Genomic DNA, 25,475 nt, shown 5'->3' on the forward strand with positions numbered 1-25,475 from the left:
CAAAAGGCTGGATCGTCGTGCGTCCGGAAGGACGAGCGACGATCTAGCGGGTCGGGCGGATTTTGCAAAGCTTCAAAAGCCGCATTCTTGCGAGGCCACCGCCGCCCGCTTATCTGTGACGGCAACGGCCCCGACGTGAAAGGAGACGCCGCCGATGATCTTCGACGCCGCCCGTGCCGCCGCCGGCAGGCTGTTCTCGCCGGAATTCCGCACCGTGTTCCTGAAGACGCTGGGCATCACGCTGCTGGCGCTGGTGGCGTCGTGGTTCGGGCTCTACAAGCTGTTCGACGCGCTTGCGCTACCCTGGGTCGACGCGCTGCTGCCCGGCTTTCCCGCCTGGGCCGGCTGGCTGGGGCTCATCGCCGCGATCTTCGCCGGCGTCGGGCTGGCACTGGGCCTGGCGCTGCTGATCGCGCCGGTGACGGCGCTGGTGGCGGGCCTGTTCCTGGACGACATCGCCGAAGTGGTCGAGCGCACCGACTATCCGGCCGATCCGCCCGGCCGCGCCTTGCCTATTGTGCCGGCGATCGTCATGACGCTGAAGTTTCTCGGCGTCGTCATCGTCGCCAACATTTTTGCGCTGCTTCTGCTTCTGGTGCCGGGCATCAACATCGGCGCGTTCTTCGTGGTCAACGGCTATCTGCTCGGCCGCGAGTTCTTCGAGTTCGCCGCCATGCGCTTCCGCCCCGAGGCCGAGGCCAAGGCACTGCGCCGCAAATATGCCGGCACGGTGTTTTTGGCAGGGCTGGTGATCGCCGCCTTCCTTGCGGTGCCGCTGCTCAACCTGCTGACGCCGCTGTTTGCGGCCGCCATGATGGTGCATCTGCACAAGGCCGTCTCCGCGCGCGAGCTTTCGCTGGCGCGGCCGGAGCGGCTGGCAGTAGGTGCAAGATAGATTCAGACGACGAGAAAGCCCCGGCCGAGTTCGTCGTCTTCCTCGAGGAAGAACTCGGCCCTGCCTGAATAGAACGCCCGGCCGCCGACGCGCGCCACGATGGCCTCATGCGGCCCCGCCTGCGTTTCGCGCGCCACCGCCCCGATGAAGCGCGAGCCGACGATGCTTTCGAACAGCCGCGTCTCGCCGACCGCCAGTTCACCCCTGGCGTGCATGGCCGCCAGCCGCGCGGTCACGCCGGAGCCGGTGGGCGAGCGGTCCACCTCGGCCTCGGCAAAGACGCAGACGTTCTTGGTCGCAATGCCGCCCGAGCCCTCGCCGCCATCCGTCAGGATGCTGCCATAGAGAAAGGCGAGGTCGTCATGGTCGGGGTGGGAAAGCGGAAAGTCGCGCTTCACGCGCTCGGTCAGCGCAGTCGCCGCATCGACGAAGTCACGCGCGCGGCTCCTGCCGAATTCCAGTCCGAACTGCCGGCAATCGGCCAGCGCATAGAAGGCGCCGCCATAGGCGATGTCGAAGGCGATCTTGCCGTGCCCCGGAAGATCAACACCTAGGTCGCCCGCGAACAAAAACGCCGGCACGCTTTCGAACGACACCGCCCCTGCCTTGCCGTCCTTCACCTCCACCGAGGCCACCACCAGCCCGCACGGGCATTCGATGTTGACCGTCGTCACCGGCTCGCGCACCGGCACCAGCCCCTGATCGACGGCATAGCGGCCGAGCGCGATGATGGCGTGGCCGCACATGGTGGAATAGCCTTCATTGTGCATGAACAGCACGGCAAGGTCGGCGCCCGGCAAGTTGGGCTCCACCAAGAGCGCGCCATACATGTCGTAGTGGCCGCGCGGCTCGAACATCAGCATCCTGCGCAGATGGTCGAGGTGGTCGCGCACATGGGCGCGCTTTTGAAGGATCGTGCCGTCCGGGATGGGCGGATAGCCGCTGGTGACGATCCGAAGCGGCTCGCCGCCGGTGTGCATGTCTATGACGCTCAGCGTGTCCATTCGGCCGGCCTCCTGCTCAGGCGCAAATGCACTTTGGCAGGAGGCGATTGTCAAGCCGGCCCGCTTGCGCCTCATGGCTTCGGGCCGGATCGGCCACTACTCCGCCGCGGTTCGGTGCGTCGTGCCGCGGCCTTCCACGGCCTCAACGATGGCAGCGGTGAAGGCATCGAGGTCGGAGGGCTGCCGGGAGGTGATGATGTTGCCATCATGCACCACCGCGCTGTCTTCCCACTTCGCGCCGGCATTGATCACGTCGGTGCGGATCGACTTGTAGGAGGTGGCGCGCTTGCCCTTGATGAGGCCGGCTTCCACCAGCAGCCACGGCGCGTGGCACACTGCGGCAAGCGGCTTGCCGGTGGCATGGAACTCCTTGATGAAGTTGATGGCGGCGGGCTCGACCCGCAGCAGGTCCGGATTGATCACCCCGCCCGGCAGAACCAGGGCGTCATAGTCGGAGGGCTTGACCGAGCCGAGGGTCTTGTCGACTTTCACCGGCCGGCCCCAGTCCTTCATTTGCCAGCCCATGATCTCTCCCTCCTTCAGGGAGATGACGTCCACGCTGGCCCCCGCCTCCTTCAGCTTCTTCTGCGGCACTTCCAGTTCCGATTGCTCGAACCCGGTGGTGGCGAGGATCGCGATCCTTGCTTTTGCGATGTCAGGCATTTGGCTTTCTCCTTCGAGTGAGTTGCTCTCTGGAGAATGAACGCCGGCGCTGCGCTATCGTTCAGGCCGTTGCGTCAATTTCGCCCCGGGTGCGAGAACATGCCCTGCAGGGTGGAAAAGGGCATGCCGTCGCGCGAGAAGTCGAAGGTTCCGTCCTCGAGCATCTCGCGCGAGGCCTTCTGCAGCATGCCGAAGGCATAGGTGGTCAGCTTGGAGCCCAGCGAGATGCGCCTGGCGCCCGCCTCGCTCAGCGCGGCGACACTGAAGCCCGGCACCGCCAGCACGTTGACCGGCTTCGACACCGCCGAGCAGATCTTGCGCACTGTCTCGATGTCGGTGATGCCGGGTGCGTAAAGCACGTCGGCGCCCACCTTTTCGAAGGCCTGGAGCCGGGCAATCGTGTCGTCGAGGTCGGGGCGCCCGTGCAGGAAATTCTCGGCCCGCGCGGTGAAGACGAAATCGCGCCGCAGCGCCCGCGCCGCCTCCACCGCCGCGGCCACGCGCTCCACGGCGTGCGAGAACCCGTAGATCGGGTTGTCCGGATCGCCGGAAAAATCCTCGATCGAGCAGCCGGCCAGCCCGGCCGCGGCGGCCGCGAAGATGGTTTCAGCCGCGGTTTCGGGGCTGTCGCCCTTGCCCTTTTCAAGGTCCGCCGAAACAGGCAGGCTGGTGGCCGACACCAGTTCCCTGCAGTGCGTAATCATCATGTCGAAGGGCGCGCCGCCGTCGGGCAGGCCGCGCGAAAAGGCGAAGCCCGCGCTTGTGGTGGCCAGCGCCTTGAAGCCGGCAGCGGCGAGCAGCTTCGCCGTGCCAATGTCCCACGGATTGGGAATGACGAAGGCGCCTTGGCCCTCATGTAGCTTGCGAAAAACCGTGGCCTTGTCCATTGCAACGACCCCCAGCTTTGCATGCAGCCGCAACAATTCCGCTTCGGCAACCCCGGCTCCGGCCCGCGGCGAAGAAGCGCCGCCCTGCCGGCCGGCCAGAGCGGCTCCGGCGACAAGTTAAAGCGTTGTTTCGGCTCGCGGTCAAAGGCATTTTGCGCCCGCATGCCGGCTGCCACACCCGACTCGCCGCTACCGCGGGCACACGCGATCGGCAGCCCTGCTCACGCGGTGCCGCGGCCCTGAAATCCGCAGCCCGGCCGCGATCGCGTGACGGATCCGGCTCAAAGCTTCCTTCGATAAGCGCTTTGAATCAGCGTGTTAGCTTGTGTGATCGACAAACCGCCCGGAGAGGGGTTTGGCCTCCAATATCCTGTTGACACGCCAATAATCTTGTGACCTGATTGCATCAGGTGAAATAATTTTTCTTAATGTGAATGCATCGGAATCTTTATTTCACCTGCTCACTGCGGCTCTTTGATGATCGCCTGAAGGTAGTCGAAGGGGAGAAATGGATGACAGAGTGAAGCGGCATCCATAGCTTGTCCAGGCCGTATTTCATGCAGCGGCCGCCGTGCAGCCCATGAACGGAAATGTTGCGGGGAGGATTCCCCAGGCTTGATCCTGGGACTTGGCCTTGGTCGCGCGTGGTGCACGAACGCTAGGCTGACCGCGAGCAAATCGCGCAGTTCTGACAGCAGCAGGACCCCTGTTCCGGCTCAACAGCGACGTTGGCGCAGCGATATTTCGCCGCCGGCGGCGCCTTGTGTCAGGCAGGGCAAGCCAGGCTTTTGCCTTTTGCGCAGCCAATCGAGACAGAACAGCAATGCTGCAAGCCCGTCCCGGAGGGAGCCGGGGCCGGCAATAAAAGGTGACTTCGGAGGTGTCGGGCAAAGACAGCCCCAATCAATGGCCGGTCCAGCCACACAACAAGAAAGGCCGGCCCGAGCGAAAAAAGAACAAGTCAAGAGGAGGAGGAAACTCGATGACTTCAACTGCACGAAAACGGGGCGCTTGCGCGTCTCGAACTGGCTGCCTGGTTGAGGGCGGCTCCGGAATGCAGGCAGAACAGAGGGGAGGGGACAGATGAGTCACCCTGGAAGCGGGACGGTAGACGTCCTTGAATACGAGCAGGGCAATCTTCAGACCGGCACGAATTGGTGGGGCGCCTTCGTCATCGGTCTTGCCGGAACAATTCTTGTAACGGGCGCTGCGCCGGCATTTCTGACGGTGTTCGGCGCATCCTACATTCCGTTCATCACCTTCTTCACGCTCACGGGCGTGGTGCTGTGCCTGCTGCTCGCGGAGCTGTCGGCAATGATGCCGGGACGCACGGGCGGCTCGCCCTCCTATGCCTATCCGGCCTACAAGGACCGCTGGCCGCGGCTCGCGCCGCATGTCAACGGCGTCACCGCCTGGATGTACTGGGTGGGCTGGATGCCGGTGGCGCCGCTGAACATGATCCTGGCGTCGTTCTACATCACCCACCTGTTCGGGCTGGACGCCACCAGCGGCATCACCCCGGTCAGCACCTTCATCCCGTATTGGACGCTGGGCATCACGGCCGTCGGCCTGATAATCCTGTCGATCCCCGCCTATCTCGGCATCCGTTTCGGCACCTCGATGGCGACGATCCTGGCGGTGCTGTCGATGATCCCGCTCACCTTCCTGTCGATCGGCTTCATCTTCAACCTCGACGCTGCCAACTGGAGCGAACTGGCCGGCTTCCCGCATCTCGACGGATCTAGCTTCTTTGATCCTGTCGGCGGCTATCCAGCCTGGATCATGTACATCGCCTACGCATTCCCGCTTTTGTGGACGGTGATCGCCTATGAGGCGGCGGCCTGCTACATCGGCGAGTGCAAGCATCCCGGCCGCGACGCCAAGATCGCGATGACGCTCGAGGGCGGTTATGGCGTGTTCGTCTACACGATGCTGCCGATCTCCTTCGTCGTCGTGCTGGGCGCGCAGGCCATCTCCGACCCGGCCCTGGTCGATCCGAAGACCATGTTCGTCACCTTCGCCAGCAACATCTTCCCCGGCGTGGCCGGTGCGGTGATGGAATGGCTGATGGCGATCATGCTCATCATCGCCCTGGTGCTCTCGGCGCTGAACTCGCTGATGGGCTGCTCGCGGTCGCTCTACCAGATGTCGCTGGACGGGCAGTTTCCCCGCTTCTACCAGCATCTGAACAAGCACCATGTGCCCGACCGCGCCATGATGACCAATGTCGGCGCCAGCCTGCTGATTGCCTTCATGGGCGGCGCGATCGAGATCTACTCCTTCTCGAACGTCGGCTATCTCGGCTCCTTCGTGCCGGTGCTGATCGCCTACTACCTGCTGCGCAAGGACCGGCCCAACGTGCACCGTCCGTTCCGCCTGCCGGAGTATTTCAAGTATATCGCGCTCCTTCTGGCCGCGCTGTACTTCTTCGTCTGGCTGGTTGGCGGGGTCATTTACTCATACATCGGCGGACAGGCGATCTACTACTTCCTCGGCATCGGCGCTACGTTCATGTACCTGCCGCTCTACTGGTACCGGAAGTGGGAAGACCGACGGGACGGCTACGTCTCCGCGGGCATCGCGGCCTGACGGAAGCCTCGGAGAATGGGCAGGATGATCCGGAATTTGTTTGCAAGATCGCAACCCGACGGCGACCAGCAGGTCGCGCAGAGGGTTCTGATCGCCTCGGAAGGTCGGCGCTTCAACAGCGAAGTCATCGATCTGGCTGTGCGCATGGTGCGGGCCCAGGGCGGGAACGCCCGGGTGCTCACCATCGCACGGCTCTGGGGAACCGGCTTCGGCCTGCCCAATCCCGGCCTGCGACCCAGCAGGCGCGAGATGGCCGAGCAGGAGGAAAATGTCAGCTGGGCCATCGAGCAGCTGGAGAATGCGGGCGTGAATGCCGATGGTCACATCGTCACCACCCGCAATCCCCGAAAGAGCATTCTGAAAGAGGCGAAGCGCCAAGGGTGCGACGCCATCATCATGGGCGCCGATCCGCGCCGCCCATGGTTCATCCGCGGCATGATGTGGAGCCAGGAGCCGTACCGGGTGCGCGCGCACACGCGCATCCCGGTGCATCTCGTCTGTCCCACTGGGCAGCACTAGGTTTTTCGTCATTTCGGCGCGCGCGGAGCGCGTCGGGCGACGGAAGGCGAATTGGCCGGCTTCGACGCTGTCGGAGCCGGTCTTTTTGTCTTGGGGCCGGCGGTCAGGCGCTGCCGGTCGAGCCGAAGCCGCCGGCGCCTCGGCCGGTGGAGCCGGCCAGGCTCTGCTCTTCCAGCCTCACCTGCGTTACCGGCGCGAACACCATCTGCGCGATGCGCATGCCGCGCTCGACATAGAATTCCTCGTCGCCGTGGTTGATCAGCAGCACCTTCACCTCGCCGCGATAGTCGCTGTCGATGGTGCCGGGCGTGTTGAGGCAGGTGATGCCGTGCTTGAAGGCAAGGCCGGAGCGCGGCCGCACCTGGCCCTCATAGCCTTGCGGGATTTCGAAGATCAGGCCGGTCGGCACCAGGGCGCGCCGGCCGGGCAGGATGAGCAGCGGCCGGTCTTCTGGCACTGCCGCGCGCAGGTCCATGCCGGCTGCGCCGGCCGTCTCGTAGGCGGGCAGGTCGAGACCGCGGGCTTCGGGAAGTCGGACGACGCCGACGGTCGGAAGGGTCTGGGAGGTCGTGTTCATGGCGGGCTTCTATCCTCCGCTTCTCGGCGTTCGTCAATTCGCAAGCGATGCATAGGCGATGGTTTTGGCCTGGCGAATGCATTAGCTTAAAATGGTGACGTAGCTGGTTGAGATTGTGCGCGCCCAACGGATTGGTCTGGATGAGTTTGGTCAAGCTGATCACATACACGTCACATGCCGAGACCGTGCTTCGCGAGCGCCGACTCGAAAAAGCCTGGATCGAGGAGACAGTCCATTTCCCGGATTGGCGGGAGGCTGATGGGGCCAACGCTGGGATTGAACGGCGGTTTCGTGTCCTCCATGAAAGAGGTGATCGGGTGCTGCGAGTGGTCTGTGTGGAAACGGCGGACGAAATCCGTATAATTTCAGCGTTCCTCGATCGCCGGGCGAGAAGGCCGACATGACGTTGAAAGTCGAATATGACGCGGAAGCCAATGCCGCCTACATCCGCTTCTCGTCGGAGCCTGTTCAGGACAGTGAGGAAGTGTCGCAAGGCATCGTGCTTGATTATGACGCGGAAGGACGCATCGTCGGCATGGAAGTGCTGGGCGCGCGCGAGCACCTGCCGCCCGCCGTCTTGACAAAGGCGGCCTAGGCTTCGCTGCCTTTCAATCGGCATCCGCGCCCGCCCGCGAAGAGGGAGCCTCGATGTTCCATTTTCTCGACAGCCGGCAACCCTCCTGCTAGAAGCCCGCGCAACAACAGGATCATCACGACATGGCCGAAGACATAGCCAAGGCGGTCGCGCGCCGCCGCACCTTCGCGATCATCGCGCACCCGGACGCCGGCAAGACCACGCTCACCGAAAAGCTGCTGCTGTTCGGCGGCGCCATCCAGCTCGCCGGCGAGGTGAAGGCCAAGAAGGACCGCATCCAGACCCGTTCCGACTGGATGAAGATCGAGCGCGAGCGCGGCATCTCGGTCGTCACCTCGGTGATGACCTTCGAATATGGCGACAACGTCTTCAACCTGCTCGACACGCCCGGGCACGAAGACTTCGCCGACGACACCTACCGCACGCTCTCGGCCGTGGATGCGGCGGTCATGGTCATCGACGCCGCAAAAGGTATCGAGCCGCGCACGCTGAAGCTGTTCGAGGTCTGCCGCCTGCGCGACATTCCCATCATCACCTTCGTCAACAAGATGGACCGCGAGGCGCGCGACATCTACGAGATCCTTGACGAGATCGAGCAGAAGCTGGCGCTCGACACCGCGCCCATCACCTGGCCGATCGGCCAGGGCAAGACTTTTGCCGGCACCTATCACCTGACCGAAAACGCGGTGCGCCGCGGCGACGACGAGAAGGAGCGCACGCCGGTCCACGGCCCGGACTCCAACCGTGCCGCCGGCCTGCTGCCCGACAACGACCGCCCGGCCTTCATCGAGGAGCTGGAGCTGGCGCGCGAGGCCTGCCGCCCCTTCGACCTCGAAGCCTTCCGCCAGGGCCACCTGACCCCGGTCTATTTCGGCTCGGCGCTGCGCAATTACGGCGTGCGCGACCTGATCGAGGCGCTGGGCGACTACGGCCCGGCTCCGCGTGCGCAGGAGGCCGACACCCGCAAGGTCGAGGCGACGGAGGAGAAGATGACCTCCTTCGTCTTCAAGATCCAGGCCAACATGGACCCCAACCACCGCGACCGTATCGCCTTCGTGCGCGTCTGCTCCGGAACGCTCCAGCGCGGCATGAAGGCCAAGCTGGTTCGCACCGGCAAGCCGATCAGCCTGTCGGCGCCGCAGTTCTTCTTCGCCCGCTCGCGCATCACCGCCGACGAGGCCTATGCCGGCGACGTGGTCGGCATCCCCAACCACGGCACGCTGCGCATCGGCGACACGCTGACCGAGGGCGAGGAGATCCTGTTCCGGGGCGTGCCGAACTTTGCGCCGGAAATCCTGCGCCGCGTGCGCCTGGGCGACGCCATGAAGGCCAAGAAGCTCAAGGAAGCCCTGCAGCAGATGGCGGAAGAGGGTGTGGTGCAGCTGTTCCAGCCCGAAGACGGTTCGCCGGCCATCGTCGGCGTGGTCGGGGCGCTGCAGATCGACGTGCTGAAGGAACGCCTCAACATCGAATACACGCTGCCGGTCGATTTTGAGATGTCGCGTTTCTCGGTCTGCCGCTGGATCGACGCCGATGACAAGGCCGACCTGCAGCGCTTCGTCGAAAGCCACCGCGGCGACATCGCCCGCGACCTCGACAACGACCCGGTGTTTCTGGCCCAGCACGAGTTCTCGCTGAATTACGAGGCCGAGCGCTGGAAGGCGATCCGCTTCGCGGCGATCAAGGACTATCAGGTCCGCGACAAGGCGGCTTGAGCTGACAGAGCCAAAAACAAAAAAAGGCCGGGTTGATCCCGGCCTTTCATTTTTGGCCATAGGGCAAATGTCAGCGCTCGGCTGAGCGTGCCCAAAGATTGATGTCGGCTTCGCGGGCATACCGGTCGATCTCGGCCAATTCGGCGTCGGTGAAGTCGAGATTCTTCAGCGCGCCGACGCAGTCCTCCACCTGTTCCGGGCGGCTGGCGCCGATCAGGGCGGAGGTCACGCGGCCTTTGCGCAGCACCCAGGCAATCGCCATCTGCGCCAGCGTCTGGCCGCGGCGCTCCGCGATCGCGTTCAGCCCGCGGATGTTGGCCAGCGTCGCCTCGTTGAGGAAGTGTTCTTTCAGCGACTTGCCCTGCGCCGCGCGGCTGTCCTCGGGCACGCCGTGCAGATATTTGGTGGTCAGCATGCCCTGCGCCAGCGGCGAGAACACGATCGAGCCGACGCCCAGCCCGTCCAGCGTGTCGAGCAGCCCGTCGTCCTCCACCCAGCGGTTGAGCATGGAATAGCTGGGCTGGTGGATGAGGCAGGGCGTGCCGAGCTGGCGCAATATGTTCGCCGCCTCGCGCGTGCGCTGCGAATTGTAGGACGAGATGCCGGCATAGAGGGCCTTGCCCGAGCGCACGGCATGGTCCAGCGCCATCATCGTCTCTTCCAGCGGCGTTTCGGGGTCGAAACGGTGCGAGTAGAAGATGTCGACATAGTCCAGCCCCATGCGCTTCAGGCTCTGGTCGAGGCTGGAGAGCAGATATTTGCGGCTGCCCCATTCGCCATAGGGGCCGGGCCACATCTCATAGCCGGCCTTGCTGGAGATGATCAGCTCGTCGCGATGGCCGGCAAAGTCGGTGCGCAGGATCTCGCCGAAGGCCGTCTCGGCCGAGCCGGGCGGCGGGCCGTAATTGTTGGCGAGGTCGAAGTGGGTGATGCCGAGGTCGAAGGCGGTGCGACAGATGGCGCGCTTTGTCTCGTGCGGGGTGTCGCCGCCGAAATTGTGCCACAGCCCCAGCGAGATCGCCGGCAGCTTCAGGCCGGAGCGTCCGCAGCGGTTGTAGAGCATGTTTTCGTAGCGGTTTTCGGCGGGTTGCCAGCTCATGGATTGTCCCTCGTTGCGTCGGCGGGCACGCAGTGCCGCCCGCCAGATAAACCTATTTCGTGCGGGCGAGAAGCGCCTTCGCCTCGCGCGGGCCCAGCGGCGCGGGCCGCTCGCAGCTCGTCTTCATCTCGACGAATCGCTTGTCCTCGCCCGATTTCAGCATGCCGGTCATCACCTCCACCACATGCAGTGCCAGGTCGAGCCCGCAGCGATGCGGCCGCCCCTCGGCGATCGCCAGCGCCATGTCGGCCAGACCCGCCGCGCGGTAGTTGGCCACTGCCGCGTGCGGATGGATTTCGTTGTCGCGGGCGAAGGGATGTTCCCATTTCGGCAGCTTCTTCACCGGCTTGTCCCGCCTTGTGTAGCACAGCTCGCCGCCGAAAAAGTTCGGATCGGGCATGAACAGGGTGCCGGCCTCGCCATGCAGCTCCATCGGCGCGTGGCCGCTGGCCCACACGTCCCAGCTCGCGTTGAAGGTCACCACCGCGCCGGTGGCGAATTCCAGCAGCGCGTGGATGGTGGTGGGCGTTGAGACCGGGATCTTTTCGCCGCGCCTCGGCCTGGAGGTGATGGTGCGTTCCGTGGCGGGAATGGAGGTCAGCGCCGCCACGCGGGCAACGGGGCCGATCAGCTGGACCAGATTCGCCAGGTAGTAGGGGCCCATGTCGAGCACCGGCCCGCCGCCGGCCCGGAAGAAGAAGTCCGGGTTCGGGTGCCAGGCTTCCATGCCGTGGCTCAGCACATGGCAGGTGCCGCTGGTGATCCTGCCGAGCTTGCCGCCATCGACCAGGTGCCGCGCCAGCTGGTGCGCGCCGCCCAGGAAGGTGTCGGGGGCGGAGCCGATGCGCAGGCCCTTCTCGTCCGCCCGCTTCTTCAGGTCGAGGCCGTCGGCCACCGACAGCACGAAGGGCTTTTCGGAATAGACGTGCTTGCCCGCGTCGAGGATTGCCTTCGACACTTCATGGTGCGCGGTCGGCACGGTGAGGTTGACGACGATGTCGATGTCTTCGGCGCGCAGAAGCCCGTCCACGGTTTCCGCCCGCAGCGAGAATTCCTTGGCCCTTGCGCGGGCGGCTTCGGCGTTCAGGTCGGCGCAGGCGCGCATTTCCATGCCGCGAAACAGCGGCGCCAGCGAAAAATAGGTCTTCGAAATATTGCCGCAGCCGATGACGCCGACGCCCAGTGCCTTTGCCATTTCGTCCCCCCTCGGATAGGCCCCGCCTGGCCCGCGCCTCAAAAATTCTTTGCCGCCTCGATCGAGCGGCGGGCAAAGCGCTCGAAGTCGGCCGGGTTATCGTGCTCCATCACAAAATAGCGGGCGCGGGTGCGATTGCGCAGCGCCTTCAGAAGCCACGGCCAGTCGATGGTGCCATGGCCGACATCCGACCAGCCGTCCTCCTCCCGCGCTTCCCCGTCCAGCGCGATGTCCTTGACATGAACCGCGACGATGCGGTTGCCTTGCTGTTCGATCCAGTCGATGGCGCTGGCGCCGGCGCGAGTGACCCAGGCCACGTCGATTTCCCAGCCGATGTTCGGCGCGGTTTCCAGTATGAGCTCCAGCGGCACCGAGCCGTCGGCCAGCGGCATGAATTCGAAGTCGTGGTTGTGCCAGGCGAAGTCCAGCCCGACATTTTCGGCCCGGTCGCCGATCGCCGCCAGCCGCCCGCCAAGGGCCCGCCAGCCGGCGGCGTCACGCGGCCGCTCGCGCTCGTCCAGCCAGGGGCAGACCACAAGCTCGATCCCGAGCACTTCGGAAATGTGCTCCACGGCGTGAAAATCCTGCTCCAGCATCGCCATGGAAAAGTGCCCGCTCGGCATGGTCAGGCCGTTGCGGTCAAGTTCGGCGCGCAGGCCGGCTGGATCGCTGTAGACCTCGGCAAAACCCTCGACATGGGCGTAGCCGAGCCTGGCCAGCGTTTCCAGCACATGTGTCCATGGCTGGAAGTTGCGGGCACTGTAGAGTTGGAACGACCAGTTCATGAAACCTCCCTTTCGCGCGCCCGTTGCTGTTTTCCCGGCCGATCAGCCCCCGGAACCCCAGGGGCCGTGGAAAGCGCCCGTCGCGTCGACGCGCTCGAAGCCGTGCGCGCCGAAGAAGTCGCGCTGCGCCTGGATCAGGTTGGATGTGCCGCGCCCTTGCCGGTAGCTGTCGAAATAGGCGAGCGCGGAGGACAGCGCCGGCATCGGCAGTCCGGCCTCGGCCGCCCGCGCCACGATGCGGCGCAGCGACGGTTGCGCCTCCTTCATCATCTCGACGAAGGCCGGCGCCATAAGCAGGTTTGGCAGCGTGCCCGCCTGCTCGAAGGCCTCGGCCAGCGTGCCCAGGAACTGCGAGCGGATGATGCAGCCGGCGCGCCAGATCTTGGCGACGGTGGGCATGGGCAAGCGCCAGTCGAACTGTTTCGAGGCCGCGTCCATTACGGCAAAACCTTGCGCATAGGCCGCGATCTTGCCGGCAAAGAGCGCCAGTTCCAGGTCGCGGAACGCGGCTTGCCGGTCGGCGCCGGGGAATTTCGCGAGGCCCGCAATGTCATAGGCCTTCTCCGCCGCCAGCCGCTCGTCCTTCAGCGAAGACAGGATGCGCGCCGAAACCGCGGCCTCGATGGCCGTTGCCGAGACGCCCAGCGTCTGCGCCTCGATGGCTGCCCACTTGCCGGTGCCCTTCTGGCCGGCGCGATCGAGGATCATGTCGACCATGGGGTTGCCGCTCTCGGGGTCGTCGGCGGCCAGCACCTTGGCGGTGATCTCGATCAGATAGGAGTTCAGCCGACCCTCGTTCCATTCTGCGAAGACCTCGCCGATCTCCTTGGGCTGCATGCCCATCCCGTCGCGCAGCACGCCGTAGATCTCTGCGATCATCTGCATGTCGGCATATTCGATGCCGTTGTGGATGGTCTTCACGAAATGGCCGGCGCCGTCGGGGCCCACAAGGGCCGCGCAGGGCTCGCCTTCATATCTGGCCGAAATGTCGGTCAGCACCTTTTCCACGCGGGCGTAGGCATCGCGGGCGCCGCCCACCATGATCGAGGGGCCGTGGCGCGCGCCTTCCTCGCCGCCCGAAACGCCCATGCCGATGAAGGTGAGCCCTGAATCCTTCAGCTCGGAAAAGCGGCGGATGGTGTCGCGGAAATTGGCGTTGCCGGCATCGATGATGATGTCGCCGTCCGAAAGCACGCTGCGCAGGGCGGCGATCTGCTCGTCTACCGCCTGGCCGGCCGCCACCATGAGGATGATGGGCCGGGGCGGCTTTATCGACGCGGCCAGCTCCTTCAGCGTGCTGCACGGCACGATCATCTCGCGCAGGCTGCCGGCGTCCTCGAAGAAGGCGCCTGTGCGGGCGGTGGTTCGATTGAAGACCGCCACCGGGTGCCCCTTCTCGGCGATGTTCAAGGCCAGGTTGGAGCCCATGACGCCAAGGCCGATCAGGCCGATTTCGGCTTTTTCCATTGCTGTATCCCGCGTGAGAATTGACTAAAAAAGCACTCCCCCCGTCGCGGGATGATCGACCCGCGCCGCCGCCGCGTCAACCTGTCGCCGTGTCGACAGATGGAGAAGAACTGCGGCGGGACAAGAGCAAGCCCCGTGCCGGATGCGGCTCAGTCTCTCTTTCGCTTGCGGCCGTAAAGCTCGAGCCGGTGGTGCACGATGTCGTAGCCCAGCGCCTCGGCGATCTCGTTCTGCAGCTGCTCGATGCGGTCGGAGGCGAATTCGATCACGTCGCCGGTATCGATGTCGATCAGATGGTCGTGGTGTTCGCCGCCAGCCTGCTCGAACCGAGAGGGTCCGCCCTCGAAGGCGTGGCGGTGGATCGCCCCAAGACCCTCCAGCAGCTTCATCGTCCGGTAGACCGTTGACAGCGAAATGCTGGGATCGACTTCCGAGGCGCGGCGGAAAATCTCCAGCGCGTCAGGGTGGTCTTCCGTGCCCACCAGAATATCCACGATGATGCGTCGCGGCCGGGTGATACGCACGCCGGCCTTGCGCATCATTTTCTCGTAGTCGGGCTTTTGATTCTTCTGGGTCGTCATGCCCGCGAATATGCGCCAGATGACAGTCAGTTGCAAAGAATGACGCCCGCTTCTCATCCCCATGGCCCTGTGGCAAACCGGGCGCATGAGTTCAGGAGACCGATTTGATGTTCTTGCCGGCAAGGCGCTGCGCGCCGCCTTGCGGGCAGTCGCTGCCGGGGTTCTTTCTTGCCTGGCCACGAGCCACGCCCTTGCCCATGCCGGCGAGCGCGGGCACGTGCTGCTCTTGCCCACCGGCTACTACATCGCCGGCGGCGCGGCGGCGGTGGCGGCAAGTTTTTTGGTGCTGGCGTTGCTGCCGCCCAGGCTGCTCGAGCGCGTCGCCACGCAGCGGCTGGCGCTTTTTTCCCTTGGCGCGTCTTTTTGCGAAAATGCGCGCCTGCTCGTCAGCCTGCTTTCTTTCGTGGTGTTCGCCGTGCTGGTCGCGGCCGGCTTTCTCGGCAGCCGCGATCCGCTCTCCAATCCGCTGCCGCTCGTCATCTGGACCTTACTCTGGGTCGGGCTGGTGCTGGTGCAGGGCCTGTTCGGCAATCTCTGGGCCTGGATCAACCCGTGGTACGGGCCGTGGCGCATCGTCTCGGCCCTGCTGCCCTCGGCGGTGCAAGCCCGGCGGCTGCCCGTGCGCCTTGGCTATTGGCCGGCGGTGGTGCTGTTCTTCGGCTTCGCCTGGTTCGAGCTGATCGACCCCGCGCCCGACGATCCGGCCCGGCTTGCCTGGGCGGCGGCAACTTACTGGCTGTTCAGCTTCGTGCTGATGCTTGTCTACGGCTATGAAGATTGGAGTAGGCGCGGCGAGTTCCTGTCGGTTTTCTTTCGCATGGTGTCGCGCTTCGCCGTCGTTGAGGCGACCGACACGGAAGGCCGCGCGCGACTAAATCTCTGCTGGCCGGGGGCGAAGCTGTGGGGTGAGGCCGCCCTGCCGGCAAGCGGAATGTTCCTCCTGATCCTGACGCTCAGCTCCGTCTCCTTCGACGGGCTGTCGCGCACCTTCTTCTGGCTTGGGCTCAATGGCATCAACCCGCTGGAGTTTCCCGGGCGCTCTGCGGTCATCGGCGTCGGCACCGCCGGGCTGCTCGGCATGTTCGCTGCGCTGTCCGGCGCCTATCTGCTGGCGGTGTTCCTGGGCGAACGCCTTGCCGCCAGCCGCCGCCCGTTCTGGCAGGTTGCCGGGCTGCTGGTCTGGTCCATCGTGCCGATCGCGCTTGCCTATCATTTCTCGCACTACCTGACCGCGCTGCTGGTCAACGGGCAATATGCGCTGGTCGCGCTTTCCGACCCCTTTTCCCGCGGCTGGGACCTATTCGGCACGGCCGGCTTTCAGGTCGGCGCCGGCGTGGTCGCCGGCTACGAATCGGCCTGGGCGCTGTGGAACGCGCAGGCGGCGGCAATCATCGGCGGTCATGTGCTGGCGGTGCTGATCGCGCATGCGCTGGCGTTCCGCCTGCATCCGGCGTCCTGGCGCGCCATGCTCGGCCAGCTGCCGCTGACCGTTCTGATGGTCGGCTACACCGTGTTCGGGCTCTGGCTCCTGTCGACACCGACGGCCGGCTGACGATTGCATCTGGAAAACTGCGGGACTTTCCCTTACGGAAGCATTTATCGTCAGGCATGGCCTTTGAGATTCTGGTTTAAGGCAAGCAACTTCCGTTCCGGTGAGGCTCAGCATTGGCCCGCCGGGCTGTCGACAGCAATCAGGGGAAAACCGGCATGACCAGCAAGAGCAGAATTTTGGGGCCCGATGGCCGTAGCATCACCCGCCGCACGGCCCTGAAGGGGCTTGCCGCTTCGGCTGGCCTCGCCGCCGCGCCCGGCTTCGTGCGCTATTCGCAGGCGCAGAGCTCGGAGCCGATTCGCATAGGCTTCCAGTCGCACCGCACCGGCATCGGCGCGGCTTACGGCCGCTGGTACGAGAAGACCACCGCCGCGGCCGTCAAGCTCATCAACGAGGGTGGCGGCATCAACGGCCGCCCGGTCGAGATCGTCATCGAGGATGACGGCACCGACGCCAAGCGTGGCGCCGAGGTGGTGGCCAAGTTCGCCAGCCAGCACAAGACCGACATCGTCTATGGCACGCTGTTTTCCCACGTCGTCACCGGCTCGGCCCCGACCGCCGGCGAGCTGAAGATCCCCTACTACGTAGTCAGCGAGGGCTACCACGTCGCTTCCGGCAAGCTGAACCGCTACTGCGTCCAGCCCGGCATCACCGACGTGCGCTGCCAGGTCACGTCCGTGGCACCGTGGATCGCCGCCAATGCCGGCAAGAAGGTCACGATGATCTTCCCCGACTATGCCTTCGGCTACGACCACCGCGACTACCTGCCGCCGGCCCTGAAGGCGCAGGGCGCCGAAGTGATCGCCCAGATCGCCATCCCACCGACGGAAAGCTCGTTCACGCGCTATTTCCCGCAGATCCCGGCCGAGACGGATGTGATCTATCATGTCATGGTGGGCCCGGCCGTGCTCACCTTCGTCAAGGAACTCGGCGAGTTCTATGGCTCTGGCGGGCCGCAGCTCTTCGGCTTCATTGATTCGCTCGAAGCGGTCGACATCAACAGCCCCGGCCTGGAATTCCTCGACGGCAGCCATTTCTGGGAAGGCTCGCCGCGCTACGCCCAGCCCAACGATAGCGAGGCGCAAAAAGCCTATCGCGCCGCCGTCGGCATCGACGACAATGGTGCGGCAATCGGCGACCCCAAGGATGTCTCCACCGCCGCCCATATGTTCGGCTGCTGGGAAACGCTCTTCGTCATCAAGAAGGCGATGGAGGATGCCGGCTACCAGGGCCTGGCCGACCGCGCCAGGCTGATCGAGGCCACCGAGGCGCTCAAGGAGTTCAAGGAAGGCATCGAGCACCCGCAGGGCGACAAGATCTTCAACGGCAAGATCCACCAGGTCTTCGGCCACCAGAACATCTCCAAGCTGGAGAACGGCAAGCTGACGGTGGTGCACCGCACCAAGATCGAGGACGGCCTCTACGAGCCGGAGGGCGACTACACCACGCAGCCCTTGTAAGGCTTCATTGCCGGGCGGGTACTGCTGGCGTATATACGTCCTCAGTACCCGCAGGAGCGTGCCATGACGAAAGAAGCTGTCTTCACGATGAAGCTGGAGGCCGAACTGCGCGATGCCTTCATGGCCGAGGCCGCGGCGGCGGACCGCCCGGCCTCGCAGATAGTGCGCGAATTCATGCGCGACTTCATCGAGCGCCAAAAGCAGGAGCGCGAATACACCGAGTTCCTGCGTCGGAAGGTGGAGATCGCACGTGCCGAGATGAAAGCTGGACTCGGCTTCTCCAACGAAGAGGTGGAAGCCGAGTTCGCCGCACGCCGGGCGGAACTGCTTCGGCGGGCCGACGAGGCCGATGAATGAAGGTCATCTGGCTGCCCGCTGCGAAACGTGACCGTGCCGAACTCTTGAACTTTATCGCATCCGAGAATCCCGGTGCCGCGGCCCGCATGGACAAGCTGTTCTCCGACGCTGCCGCCAGGCTCGGAAATCTTCCGCAGTCCGGAAGACCCGGAAAGATAGCGGGAACCAGGGAACTGATTCCTCACAGGAGTTACCGTCTCGTATACGAGGTTCATCACGAGACCGTCTGGATTCTGGCTTTGATCCATGTCGCACGCCAATGGCCTCCAGCATCGCGAGACAAAACCTGATGTCCTTCGGCCCGCATCTTTTCCTCGCCACGCTCGAAGGCCTCGTCACCAGTGCCGTGCTGGCGTTGATGGCGCTTGGGCTGTCGCTGGTGTTCGGCGTCATGCGCGTGGTCAATGTCGCGCATGGCGAGTTCTACATGCTGGGCGCGGTGCTGGCCTGGTGGGTGGCCTCGCTGGTTTCGGGCCACCCGGCCCTCGGCTTCCTGCTCGCGCTGGTGATCAGCCCGCTGATTGTCGGCGCCATCGCTCTGGTGGCCGAGCGGCTGGTGCTCCGGCGCCTCAACTACGACCCGGAAGCCACAATCGTCGCCACCATCGGCCTGCTCTACATCATCCAGCAGTTGGCGCTCACCTTCTACGGCCCGCAGGCACGGCCGGTGGCGGCACCGTTCACCTACCGCGTGCTGTTTCCCTGGTTCGGCTATTCCGGCTACAAGCTATCGATCATCGCCGCTTCCATCCTGCTTCTCATCGCCACCTGGTTCGTGCTTTCGCGCACGCGCATCGGCCTCGTCATGCGCGCCACCCAGTATGACCGCGAAACCGCGAAGGCCTTCGGCATCCCGGTGGGCCGCGTCTACGCCGGCGTCTTCGCGCTCGGTGCCATGCTGGCGGCGGTCGCCGCCGTGCTCATCGTTCCGATCAGCCAGGCGCATTACCTGATGGGCCTCGACCCGCTGCTTCTGTCGTTCATCGTCGTCATCATCGGCGGGCTCGGCTCGCTGCGCGGCACCGTGGTGGCAGCACTTCTGATTGGCGTGTCCGACGGCATCATCTCCGCCTTCTTCTCGCCCACGCTCGCCAAGATCGTCGCCACGCTGGCGGTTGCCATGGTGCTGGTGTTCCGCCCGCAGGGGCTGTTCGGGACGCAGAGCCGATGAGCGGGGCCGCCTCGAAAACCTTGCTCCTGCATGTGGCGGTGATCGCCGCGCTCTTCGCGCTCGGCTTCGTGCTGCCGGAATATCACCACGGCGTGCTGGCGCGCATCATGGTGCTGGCGGTGTTTGCCATGGGCTACAATTTGCTGTTCGGCTACACCGGCCTGCTCAGCCTCGGCCACGCCATGTTCTTCTCGGGGGGCCTCTACGGTGCGGGGCTTGCCATCTACCATCTCGGCTGGAATGCCGCGGCCGGTTTTGCCGCCGGACTGGCCAGCGGCGCCGCGCTCGCATTGGTCATTGGCGCGTTGGCCCTGCGCACCACCGGCGTCGCCTTCATGATCGTGACCATGATGTTCGCGCAGGTGTTTTACCTCCTGACCTTCTATTTCGCCGAATGGACACATGGCGACGACGGGCTGGTGCTCGACGCCGCCTCGCGCCGGTTTGCCGGTCTCGATCTTACCGACCCGATGACGCGCTACATGGCGGCGCTCGCGCTGTTCACAATCGTCCTCTTCGCAACGCTCGCCATCGTGCGCTCGGCGCATGGCCGCGTGCTGGTCGCCATCCGCGAGAACGAGGCGCGGACAAAAATGCTCGGCTACGACACTTTTGCCAACAAGCTCGCCGCCACGGTCGCCTCCGGCGTCATCTGCGCGGCGGCGGGGGCGGCCTATGCGCTGCTGTTCGGCTATGTCGGCTCCACCTTCGCGGGCGTTCAATATTCCATCCTGCCGCTGCTCTGGGTGCTGCTCGGTGGTGCCGCCACCACGCTCGGGCCCTTCCTCGGCACGCTGTTCATGTACTACGTGGTCGACGTCACCTCGAGCTACACCTCGGCCTATATGCTGGTCGTCGGCGCCGCGCTCATCCTTCTCGTGCTCTACTTCCCCAAGGGCGTGCTGGGCAGCCTGCGCCAGCGCTGGGCGCGGTGGTTGCCATGACGCCGCTTCTCGAAACCCGCGCGCTGACCAAGGATTTCGGCGGCCTGCACGCCGTGAACCATGTCGACTTCTCGCTGCCCGCCGGCGAGATCCGCGCCATCATCGGCCCCAATGGCGCCGGCAAGACCAGCTTCGTCAGCCTCGTCTGCGGTCGCATCGAGCCGACTTCCGGCAGCATCTTCTTCGACGGGCACGACATTACCCGCCTGCCGGCGCAACGGCGCGTGCGGCTGGGCATCGCTTACACGTTCCAGATCACCTCGGTGTTCGCCAATCTCAGCGCCTATGACAATGTCGCGCTGGCCGTGCAGCGCACGCTGTCCGACGGCCGCGGGCATGGCCGGCTGCATGCGGGCGTTATGGAAGCGCTGGCGCGCACCGGCCTTGCCGACCGTGCCGACATGGCGGCCGGAAGCCTGTCCTACGGCCACCAGCGCCTGCTGGAAGTCGCCATGGGGCTGGCGCTGAAGCCACGCCTGCTCATCCTCGACGAGCCCACTCAGGGCCTCTCCGACGGCGAGATCGCCGGCTTCATGGCGCTGGTGCGCGAGATCGCGGCAGACGCCACGGTGCTTCTCATCGAGCACAACATGGACGTGGTGATGGGGCTGGCGCAGCGCATCACGGTCATGGACGCCGGAAAAATCCTTGCCGAAGGCACGCCGGCCGAAATCCGTGCCAACCGCGCCGTGCAGCAGGCCTATCTGGGGACGGAAAGCGCATGAACCACGCCCCCGCCATCGATGCCCTCACCATCTCCGGCCTCGACTGCTTCTATGGCAATGTGCAGGTCCTGCACGGGCTCGATCTCTCCCTGCGCAAGGGCGAGGTGTTGTGCGTCGTCGGCCGCAATGGCGCCGGCAAGACGACCATGCTGAAGGCGATCATGGGGCTGGTGCCGGCCCGCGCCGGTTCGATCCGCCTCGGCGCGCGCGAACTCACCGCGCTTGCGCCGCACGAGGTGCCGCGCACGGGCATCGCCTATGTGCCGCAGGGCCGCCGGCTGTTCGCCGAGATGACGGTGGCCGAAAATCTCGAGATCGGGCTGATGGCGCGCCACAAGGGGCCGGCGGTGCGCGAAGCGGTGCTGGAGCTTTTTCCGTTGCTGCGCGAGCGGCTCGGCCAGCGTTCCGGTACGCTTTCGGGCGGCGAGCAGCAGATGCTGGCCATGGCGCGCGCGCTCTGCCTGGAGCCCGAGGTGCTGCTGCTCGACGAGCCCACCGAAGGCCTGATGCCGTCGATGATCGCGAAGATCCGCGATACTGTGGCAACCCTGCGCCAGCGCGGCGTCTCCACCATATTGGTCGAGCAGCGCGTGGATGCCGTGCTGTCTCTGGCCGACCGCGTCGCCTTCATCGAAAATGGTCGCTCCCGCGAAACCCTTGCGGTGGAAGCCGTTCGCGCCGACCCCCAGCTGCTGCAGCGCTATGTCGGCGTAGGGTAGGGCGCCCGGTTTCCTCCTCCGAACGGAGGAAGCGGCGCTCGTAACCCTGTGGCAAGCTCCTGGCTTCGAGGCGGGGCCGGCAACCGAGCGTCGCGCGTTGCATAAGGTTGCCGGGTCCCCGCACATCGGCGCCAAGGCAAGCGTGCAGCGTCCTCCGTCCGGCGAGGCCGAAGCGAGGGCGGGCAAGAGAATGATCTCACAGGGGGCATGTTTGCGGTTCGGGTTCGGCCTTGTGCTGGCTGCGGCGGTCGCCTGCGGGGCCGGTCTCGCCGGTGCGGCAGACACCGAGGGCAGCCGCGACCATCCGCTTGTCGGCCGCTATGATGGTTCCGAGATCGTCGGCTATGCGGTTTCCGATTATGACGAGGCCGCCGTGCTCGAAGGCCCGTTCGCTCCTGTCGAGGCCGACACGCGAAGCGGCGGCGGCTTTGCCACGCTCGAAGGCAAGACCTTCCTCATCTACTATGCGCTGCCCGCCGGGCGCTCCACGCTGGAGGTGCTGCGCAACTACCAGGCCGCGCTCAACGCGAAAGGCTTCGAGCCCATGTTCTCTTGCGCGGCTGCCGATGGAAGCTGCTTTGCCAGCAAGTCGCCCGATGCCGCCTATTTTCTCGGCAGCAGCATCGGCGACCCGCTGACCCTTCCCCGGCTGGCCGACGATTATGTCCACAACTGGTTCGAGCAGAACGCCCGCTACATGCTTGCCCGCCTCGACCGGCCGGAAGGCGCGGTCTACGCCGCCATCTGGCTGGGCGAAAGCGGTCGCGGTTCGGTTGCCGTGGTGCGCGTGGTGGAAACCGCGCAGATGGAGGCCGACAAGATCGTGTTCATCGATGCCGGCGAGATGCAGCAGGCCATCGAGAGCGACGGCCGGATCAGCCTCTATGGCATCCTGTTCGATTTCGACAAGGATGCGCTGCGGCCGGAATCGAAGACCACGCTGGACGAAATCGCCAGGCTGATGGCCTCGAACCCGCAGCTCAACCTCCAGATCGTCGGCCACACCGACAACCAGGGCTCAACAGACTACAACATGGACCTGTCGCGCCGCCGCGCCGCCAGCGTGGTGGCCGCGCTGACCGGCGACTATGGTGTGGGGGCCGAGCGGCTCAGCGCCGAGGGCGCCGGTTCCAGCGCGCCCGTCGCCTCCAATGATGACGAGCAGGGCCGGGCGAAGAACCGCAGGGTGGAGCTCGTGTCCAGATGAAGATGACAGCAAGTGCAGCGGCTCTCGCGCTGGCGTCGGTCCTCACCCTTGCTGGCGCCCATGCCGCCGGCTTCCAGCCCTATCCGGCCGCCGTCCCCAGTCCCGAGCTCGAAGCCGCCGCCGGCCAGGAAGAGGTGCAGATCGGCATCGATCCATCCGAAGGCACGGTGTCCTATTTCACGACCACGGATTCGTTCGACGACGTGCTGGCCTTCTTTCTGCAGCACGGTCATGAATTCGCCATGCCGCCCATGCCGGGCCTGGACGACAACGGCCGCGATCGCGGCCTGGCAGCCGCGGTCACCTTCGGCGCGGACGGGTTCAAGGCGGTGCCCACCGGGGTGCGGGTCAATCAGGCCTTCGTCATCTTCGACGATGCCGACGATATCAACGAATCCAGCGATTGGCTCACGATCATCCAGCCGGTTGTGTTCGGCGCCAGGTCGGGCGACGGCATCGGATGGCGCTTCACGCCGGTCCGGACGGAGAATGCGACCGCCATCGTGCGGATGCGAAGACAATAGCCGCTTTCTCCGCTATCGTGCGGGTGATTGGTCGAACCGGCAGAAGCGATGGATGACTTTCCGCCTCCTCAGAGACTATCGGAAATCATAGGCCTCATTTACGACTGCGCGCTCGATCCGGGCCGGTGGGACGACACGCTCGACCAGATCAAGCAGTTGTTCCGGTGCCAGAACGCCCAGCTCATAATGTTCGATCTGGACCAGCGCTGCCCCACGCTGCGGAAAAGCGTGGGCATCGATCCCTACTGGCTGGAAAGGCAGCTGGAATATGCGGCGGAGGTCGCCGATTGGGAGCGCCTGCCCCTGGCGACGGCCTGGCCGCTGGACGAGCCGCAGGTGCTCTCGCGCCACCTGCCGCAGGAACTTCGGCAAAGCTCGCGCTATCTGGCCGAGTGGGGCGCGCCGCAAGGCATCGTCGACAGCATGGCGCTGGTGCTCATGCGCAGCCCCTCGCGCCATGCCCAGATCGGCCTGGGCCGGCACGCATCCGTCGGCCTCGTCTCCGAGCGCGAGGTGGAACTGGGGCGGCTTCTCGTGCCCCATGTCAGGCGGGCGGTGACGATCAGCGACATACTGGACGTCAAGTCGCTCGAGGCGGAAGCGGCCAGGGAGGTGTTCGACACGCTGCATGCCGGCGTGGTGCTGACCGACGGCAAGGCGCGCATCCTGCATGTCAACGCCGCAGCCGAAGCCATGTTGCGGGCGGGCAAGCCGATCCGCAACGCCGGCGGCACCATACAGACCAATGTCGCCTCCGCGACGGCGGAGCTTCACGCCGCGATCGATCTTGCCGCGCGAAACGAGGCCGAGATCGGCAAGACCGGGCTCGCCGTGCGGCTGACCAATGCCGGGCATGCGCCGGTGCTGGGCAGCGTCTTGCCGATGCGAGCCGGCACCCTGCGGCAGCGGCTGGAGCCGCAAGCGGTGGCCGCCGTCTTCGTCAATCCCGTCAGCAACGACGCCAACGGCGCCGAGGCCATGGCCATCGCTTTCGACCTCACCCGCATGGAGACCCGCGTGCTCACCGCTTTGCTCGCCGGCCAGACGCTGGCCGAGAGCGCGGTGGCACTCGGCGTCGCGCTCACCACGGCCAAGACCCATCTCGGCAACATCTTCGTCAAGACGGGGGTGTCGCGACAGGTGGAACTGGTGCGGCTGGCCTCGCACATCACCTCGCCGGTCCGGCGCAAGCACGCCGGGCCTGCCCATACTGGCGGGTGAGGAGGAGGCATTGTCGGCGCGCCCGCGGCGGTGCCGCGAGGCAGGGCGCAATCAGCCGACGAAGGCGCGCTCGACGACGAAGGTTGACGGCTGGCTCAGCGAGCCTTCGTCGAAGCCGAGGCTTTCGGCCAGCTCCTTGACGTCCTTCAGCATCTGCATCGAGCCGCAGATCATGATGCGGTCGGTCTCGGGGTCGAGCTTTTCGATGCCGAGGTCGGTGTAGAACTTGCCCGAGCCGATCAGCGTGGTGATGCGGCCCATATGGGGCGACTCTTCGCGCGTGGTGGTCGAATAGAGCGTCACGCGGCCATGCGTCATCTCGCCGATAAGCGGGTCTTCCGCCAGCGCCGCCACCAGCTCTTTGCCATAGGCCAGCTCGGCCACGTCACGGCAGGTATGGGTGAGGTAGACCTGCTCGAACCTCTCATAGGTGTCGGGGTCGCGCAGCAGGCTGGCAAAGGGCGCAATGCCGGTGCCGGTCGAGATCATGAACAGCCGCTTGGCGGGCGTCAGAGCGTCGAGCACCAGCGTGCCGGTGGACTTCTGGCGCATCAGGATGGTGTCGCCCGGCTGGATCTTCTGCAGATGCTGGGTCAGCGGGCCATCCGGCACCTTGATGGAAAAGAACTCCAGCTCCTCGTCCCAGGCGGGGCTGGCGATTGAATAGGCGCGGAACACCGGCTTCTCGGCATTGGGCAGGCCGATCATGACGAACTCGCCCGAGCGGAAGCGCAGCGACTGCGGCCTGGTGATGCGGAAGGAGAACAGCCGGTCGGTGTAGTGCTTCACCGAAACCACGGTCTCGGCATAGACATTGGCCGGAATGGGGAAGGCAAGCGGCTTCGCCTCGGCCGTGTGGAGGGCTGCTGCGGTGTTCATGAAAAATCCGGACCTTTCGCCAAAGCGGCGCAAACCTGGCGTTTGCGAAGCCGGACTGCATCGTCCCGCGCGCTGCCGCAAATCCCGAAAACGGTAACTCTGTGTGCCCAATTTATTAGTATGCAAACGATATTGACGTCAATAT

The 25,475-nt window shown here is 65.2% G+C and carries 27 protein-coding genes; 17 read left to right on the top strand and 10 right to left on the bottom strand.

Features of this window, described 5'->3' with window-relative positions:
* The first annotated feature begins 154 nt into the window (after positions 1-154).
* Complete coding sequence (locus AC3A4H_RS15960) at positions 155-895, top strand: sulfate transporter family protein (protein ID WP_487767555.1); 741 nt, start codon at positions 155-157, stop codon at positions 893-895.
* Between the two features lie 2 nt (positions 896-897).
* Here the strand turns inward: AC3A4H_RS15960 and AC3A4H_RS15965 are convergent, their stop codons facing one another.
* From AC3A4H_RS15965 to AC3A4H_RS15975, 3 genes are all read right to left on the bottom strand, one after another.
* Positions 898-1,899: a proline racemase family protein gene (locus tag AC3A4H_RS15965; protein WP_487767556.1), complete on the bottom strand. Its 1,002-nt coding sequence runs from the start codon at positions 1,897-1,899 to the stop codon at positions 898-900.
* 96 nt (positions 1,900-1,995) lie between these two features.
* Positions 1,996-2,562 carry a type 1 glutamine amidotransferase domain-containing protein gene (locus AC3A4H_RS15970; protein WP_487767557.1) on the bottom strand — a complete coding sequence of 189 codons (567 nt, stop codon included), beginning with the start codon at positions 2,560-2,562 and terminating at the stop codon, positions 1,996-1,998.
* Between the two features lie 74 nt (positions 2,563-2,636).
* Positions 2,637-3,449, bottom strand: a complete 813-nt coding sequence (locus AC3A4H_RS15975) for an isocitrate lyase/PEP mutase family protein (protein ID WP_487767558.1) — start codon at positions 3,447-3,449, stop codon at positions 2,637-2,639.
* A 1,083-nt stretch (positions 3,450-4,532) separates the two neighbouring features.
* Here AC3A4H_RS15975 and AC3A4H_RS15980 point away from each other — a divergent pair.
* Both AC3A4H_RS15980 and AC3A4H_RS15985 read left to right on the top strand, forming a co-directional pair.
* A complete protein-coding gene (locus AC3A4H_RS15980; RefSeq protein WP_487767559.1) occupies positions 4,533-6,038 on the top strand; it encodes an APC family permease in 1,506 nt (501 codons plus the stop codon).
* 24 nt (positions 6,039-6,062) lie between these two features.
* Positions 6,063-6,557, top strand: coding sequence for a universal stress protein (locus AC3A4H_RS15985; protein WP_487767560.1), 495 nt, complete (start codon positions 6,063-6,065; stop codon positions 6,555-6,557).
* 103 nt (positions 6,558-6,660) lie between these two features.
* Here the strand turns inward: AC3A4H_RS15985 and dut are convergent, their stop codons facing one another.
* On the bottom strand, positions 6,661-7,134 hold the full coding sequence (dut, locus tag AC3A4H_RS15990) for a dUTP diphosphatase (protein ID WP_487767561.1): 474 nt from the start codon (positions 7,132-7,134) through the stop codon (positions 6,661-6,663).
* Positions 7,135-7,274: 140 nt separating this feature from the next.
* Between dut and AC3A4H_RS15995 the strand changes: the two genes are divergently transcribed.
* From AC3A4H_RS15995 to AC3A4H_RS16005, 3 genes are all read left to right on the top strand, one after another.
* Complete coding sequence (locus AC3A4H_RS15995; RefSeq protein ID WP_487767562.1) at positions 7,275-7,538, top strand: DUF4258 domain-containing protein; 264 nt, start codon at positions 7,275-7,277, stop codon at positions 7,536-7,538.
* A complete protein-coding gene (locus AC3A4H_RS16000; protein WP_348778868.1) occupies positions 7,535-7,729 on the top strand; it encodes a DUF2283 domain-containing protein in 195 nt (64 codons plus the stop codon). The genes AC3A4H_RS15995 and AC3A4H_RS16000 overlap by 4 nt, the downstream gene beginning before the upstream one ends.
* A gap of 122 nt (positions 7,730-7,851) precedes the next feature.
* Positions 7,852-9,444 (top strand): peptide chain release factor 3, encoded by a 1,593-nt coding sequence (locus tag AC3A4H_RS16005; protein ID WP_348778869.1) that lies wholly within the window; start codon positions 7,852-7,854, stop codon positions 9,442-9,444.
* Between the two features lie 70 nt (positions 9,445-9,514).
* Here the strand turns inward: AC3A4H_RS16005 and mgrA are convergent, their stop codons facing one another.
* The 5 genes from mgrA to AC3A4H_RS16030 all read right to left on the bottom strand — a co-directional run bounded on the left by mgrA (position 9,515) and on the right by AC3A4H_RS16030 (position 14,571).
* The gene (gene mgrA, locus AC3A4H_RS16010) at positions 9,515-10,543 is read right to left on the bottom strand and encodes an L-glyceraldehyde 3-phosphate reductase (RefSeq protein WP_487767563.1); all 1,029 of its coding nucleotides are present in this window, start codon (positions 10,541-10,543) and stop codon (positions 9,515-9,517) included.
* 52 nt (positions 10,544-10,595) lie between these two features.
* Entirely contained in the window at positions 10,596-11,738 is a 1,143-nt protein-coding gene (locus AC3A4H_RS16015) for a Gfo/Idh/MocA family protein (protein ID WP_487767564.1), read from the bottom strand.
* Between the two features lie 38 nt (positions 11,739-11,776).
* The gene (locus AC3A4H_RS16020) at positions 11,777-12,523 is read right to left on the bottom strand and encodes a sugar phosphate isomerase/epimerase family protein (protein WP_487767565.1); all 747 of its coding nucleotides are present in this window, start codon (positions 12,521-12,523) and stop codon (positions 11,777-11,779) included.
* Between the two features lie 42 nt (positions 12,524-12,565).
* Complete coding sequence (gene gndA, locus AC3A4H_RS16025; protein ID WP_487767566.1) at positions 12,566-13,990, bottom strand: NADP-dependent phosphogluconate dehydrogenase; 1,425 nt, start codon at positions 13,988-13,990, stop codon at positions 12,566-12,568.
* Between the two features lie 149 nt (positions 13,991-14,139).
* Positions 14,140-14,571 carry a Fur family transcriptional regulator gene (locus AC3A4H_RS16030; protein ID WP_348778874.1) on the bottom strand — a complete coding sequence of 144 codons (432 nt, stop codon included), beginning with the start codon at positions 14,569-14,571 and terminating at the stop codon, positions 14,140-14,142.
* A gap of 85 nt (positions 14,572-14,656) precedes the next feature.
* On the opposite strand from AC3A4H_RS16030, the gene AC3A4H_RS16035 reads away from it, so the two are divergent.
* The 11 genes from AC3A4H_RS16035 to AC3A4H_RS16085 all read left to right on the top strand — a co-directional run bounded on the left by AC3A4H_RS16035 (position 14,657) and on the right by AC3A4H_RS16085 (position 24,451).
* Positions 14,657-16,123, top strand: a complete 1,467-nt coding sequence (locus AC3A4H_RS16035; protein WP_487767567.1) for a hypothetical protein — start codon at positions 14,657-14,659, stop codon at positions 16,121-16,123.
* A gap of 155 nt (positions 16,124-16,278) precedes the next feature.
* Positions 16,279-17,583 (top strand): ABC transporter substrate-binding protein, encoded by a 1,305-nt coding sequence (locus AC3A4H_RS16040; protein WP_487767568.1) that lies wholly within the window; start codon positions 16,279-16,281, stop codon positions 17,581-17,583.
* Positions 17,584-17,646: 63 nt separating this feature from the next.
* Positions 17,647-17,940 (top strand): hypothetical protein, encoded by a 294-nt coding sequence (locus AC3A4H_RS16045; RefSeq protein ID WP_487767569.1) that lies wholly within the window; start codon positions 17,647-17,649, stop codon positions 17,938-17,940.
* On the top strand, positions 17,937-18,230 hold the full coding sequence (locus tag AC3A4H_RS16050) for a type II toxin-antitoxin system RelE/ParE family toxin (protein ID WP_487767570.1): 294 nt from the start codon (positions 17,937-17,939) through the stop codon (positions 18,228-18,230). Before AC3A4H_RS16045 ends, AC3A4H_RS16050 begins: the two co-directional genes overlap by 4 nt.
* A complete protein-coding gene (locus tag AC3A4H_RS16055; protein WP_487767571.1) occupies positions 18,230-19,111 on the top strand; it encodes a branched-chain amino acid ABC transporter permease in 882 nt (293 codons plus the stop codon). The genes AC3A4H_RS16050 and AC3A4H_RS16055 overlap by 1 nt, the downstream gene beginning before the upstream one ends.
* On the top strand, positions 19,108-20,055 hold the full coding sequence (locus AC3A4H_RS16060) for a branched-chain amino acid ABC transporter permease (protein WP_487767572.1): 948 nt from the start codon (positions 19,108-19,110) through the stop codon (positions 20,053-20,055). The genes AC3A4H_RS16055 and AC3A4H_RS16060 overlap by 4 nt, the downstream gene beginning before the upstream one ends.
* Positions 20,052-20,780 carry an ABC transporter ATP-binding protein gene (locus AC3A4H_RS16065; RefSeq protein WP_487767573.1) on the top strand — a complete coding sequence of 243 codons (729 nt, stop codon included), beginning with the start codon at positions 20,052-20,054 and terminating at the stop codon, positions 20,778-20,780. The genes AC3A4H_RS16060 and AC3A4H_RS16065 overlap by 4 nt, the downstream gene beginning before the upstream one ends.
* Entirely contained in the window at positions 20,777-21,499 is a 723-nt protein-coding gene (locus AC3A4H_RS16070; RefSeq protein WP_487767574.1) for an ABC transporter ATP-binding protein, read from the top strand. The genes AC3A4H_RS16065 and AC3A4H_RS16070 overlap by 4 nt, the downstream gene beginning before the upstream one ends.
* Before the next feature lie 211 nt (positions 21,500-21,710).
* A complete protein-coding gene (locus tag AC3A4H_RS16075) occupies positions 21,711-22,706 on the top strand; it encodes an OmpA family protein (RefSeq protein WP_487767575.1) in 996 nt (331 codons plus the stop codon).
* Complete coding sequence (locus AC3A4H_RS16080) at positions 22,703-23,230, top strand: hypothetical protein (protein ID WP_487767576.1); 528 nt, start codon at positions 22,703-22,705, stop codon at positions 23,228-23,230. Before AC3A4H_RS16075 ends, AC3A4H_RS16080 begins: the two co-directional genes overlap by 4 nt.
* Positions 23,231-23,278: 48 nt before the next feature.
* Positions 23,279-24,451, top strand: a complete 1,173-nt coding sequence (locus AC3A4H_RS16085) for a helix-turn-helix transcriptional regulator (protein ID WP_487767577.1) — start codon at positions 23,279-23,281, stop codon at positions 24,449-24,451.
* Positions 24,452-24,502: 51 nt separating this feature from the next.
* On the opposite strand, the gene AC3A4H_RS16090 is transcribed toward AC3A4H_RS16085, so the two are convergent.
* A complete protein-coding gene (locus AC3A4H_RS16090) occupies positions 24,503-25,330 on the bottom strand; it encodes a ferredoxin--NADP reductase (RefSeq protein WP_487767578.1) in 828 nt (275 codons plus the stop codon).
* Positions 25,331-25,475: the final 145 nt, after the last annotated feature.

This window comes from Pseudaminobacter sp. Soil_N_29, assembly GCF_057656055.1.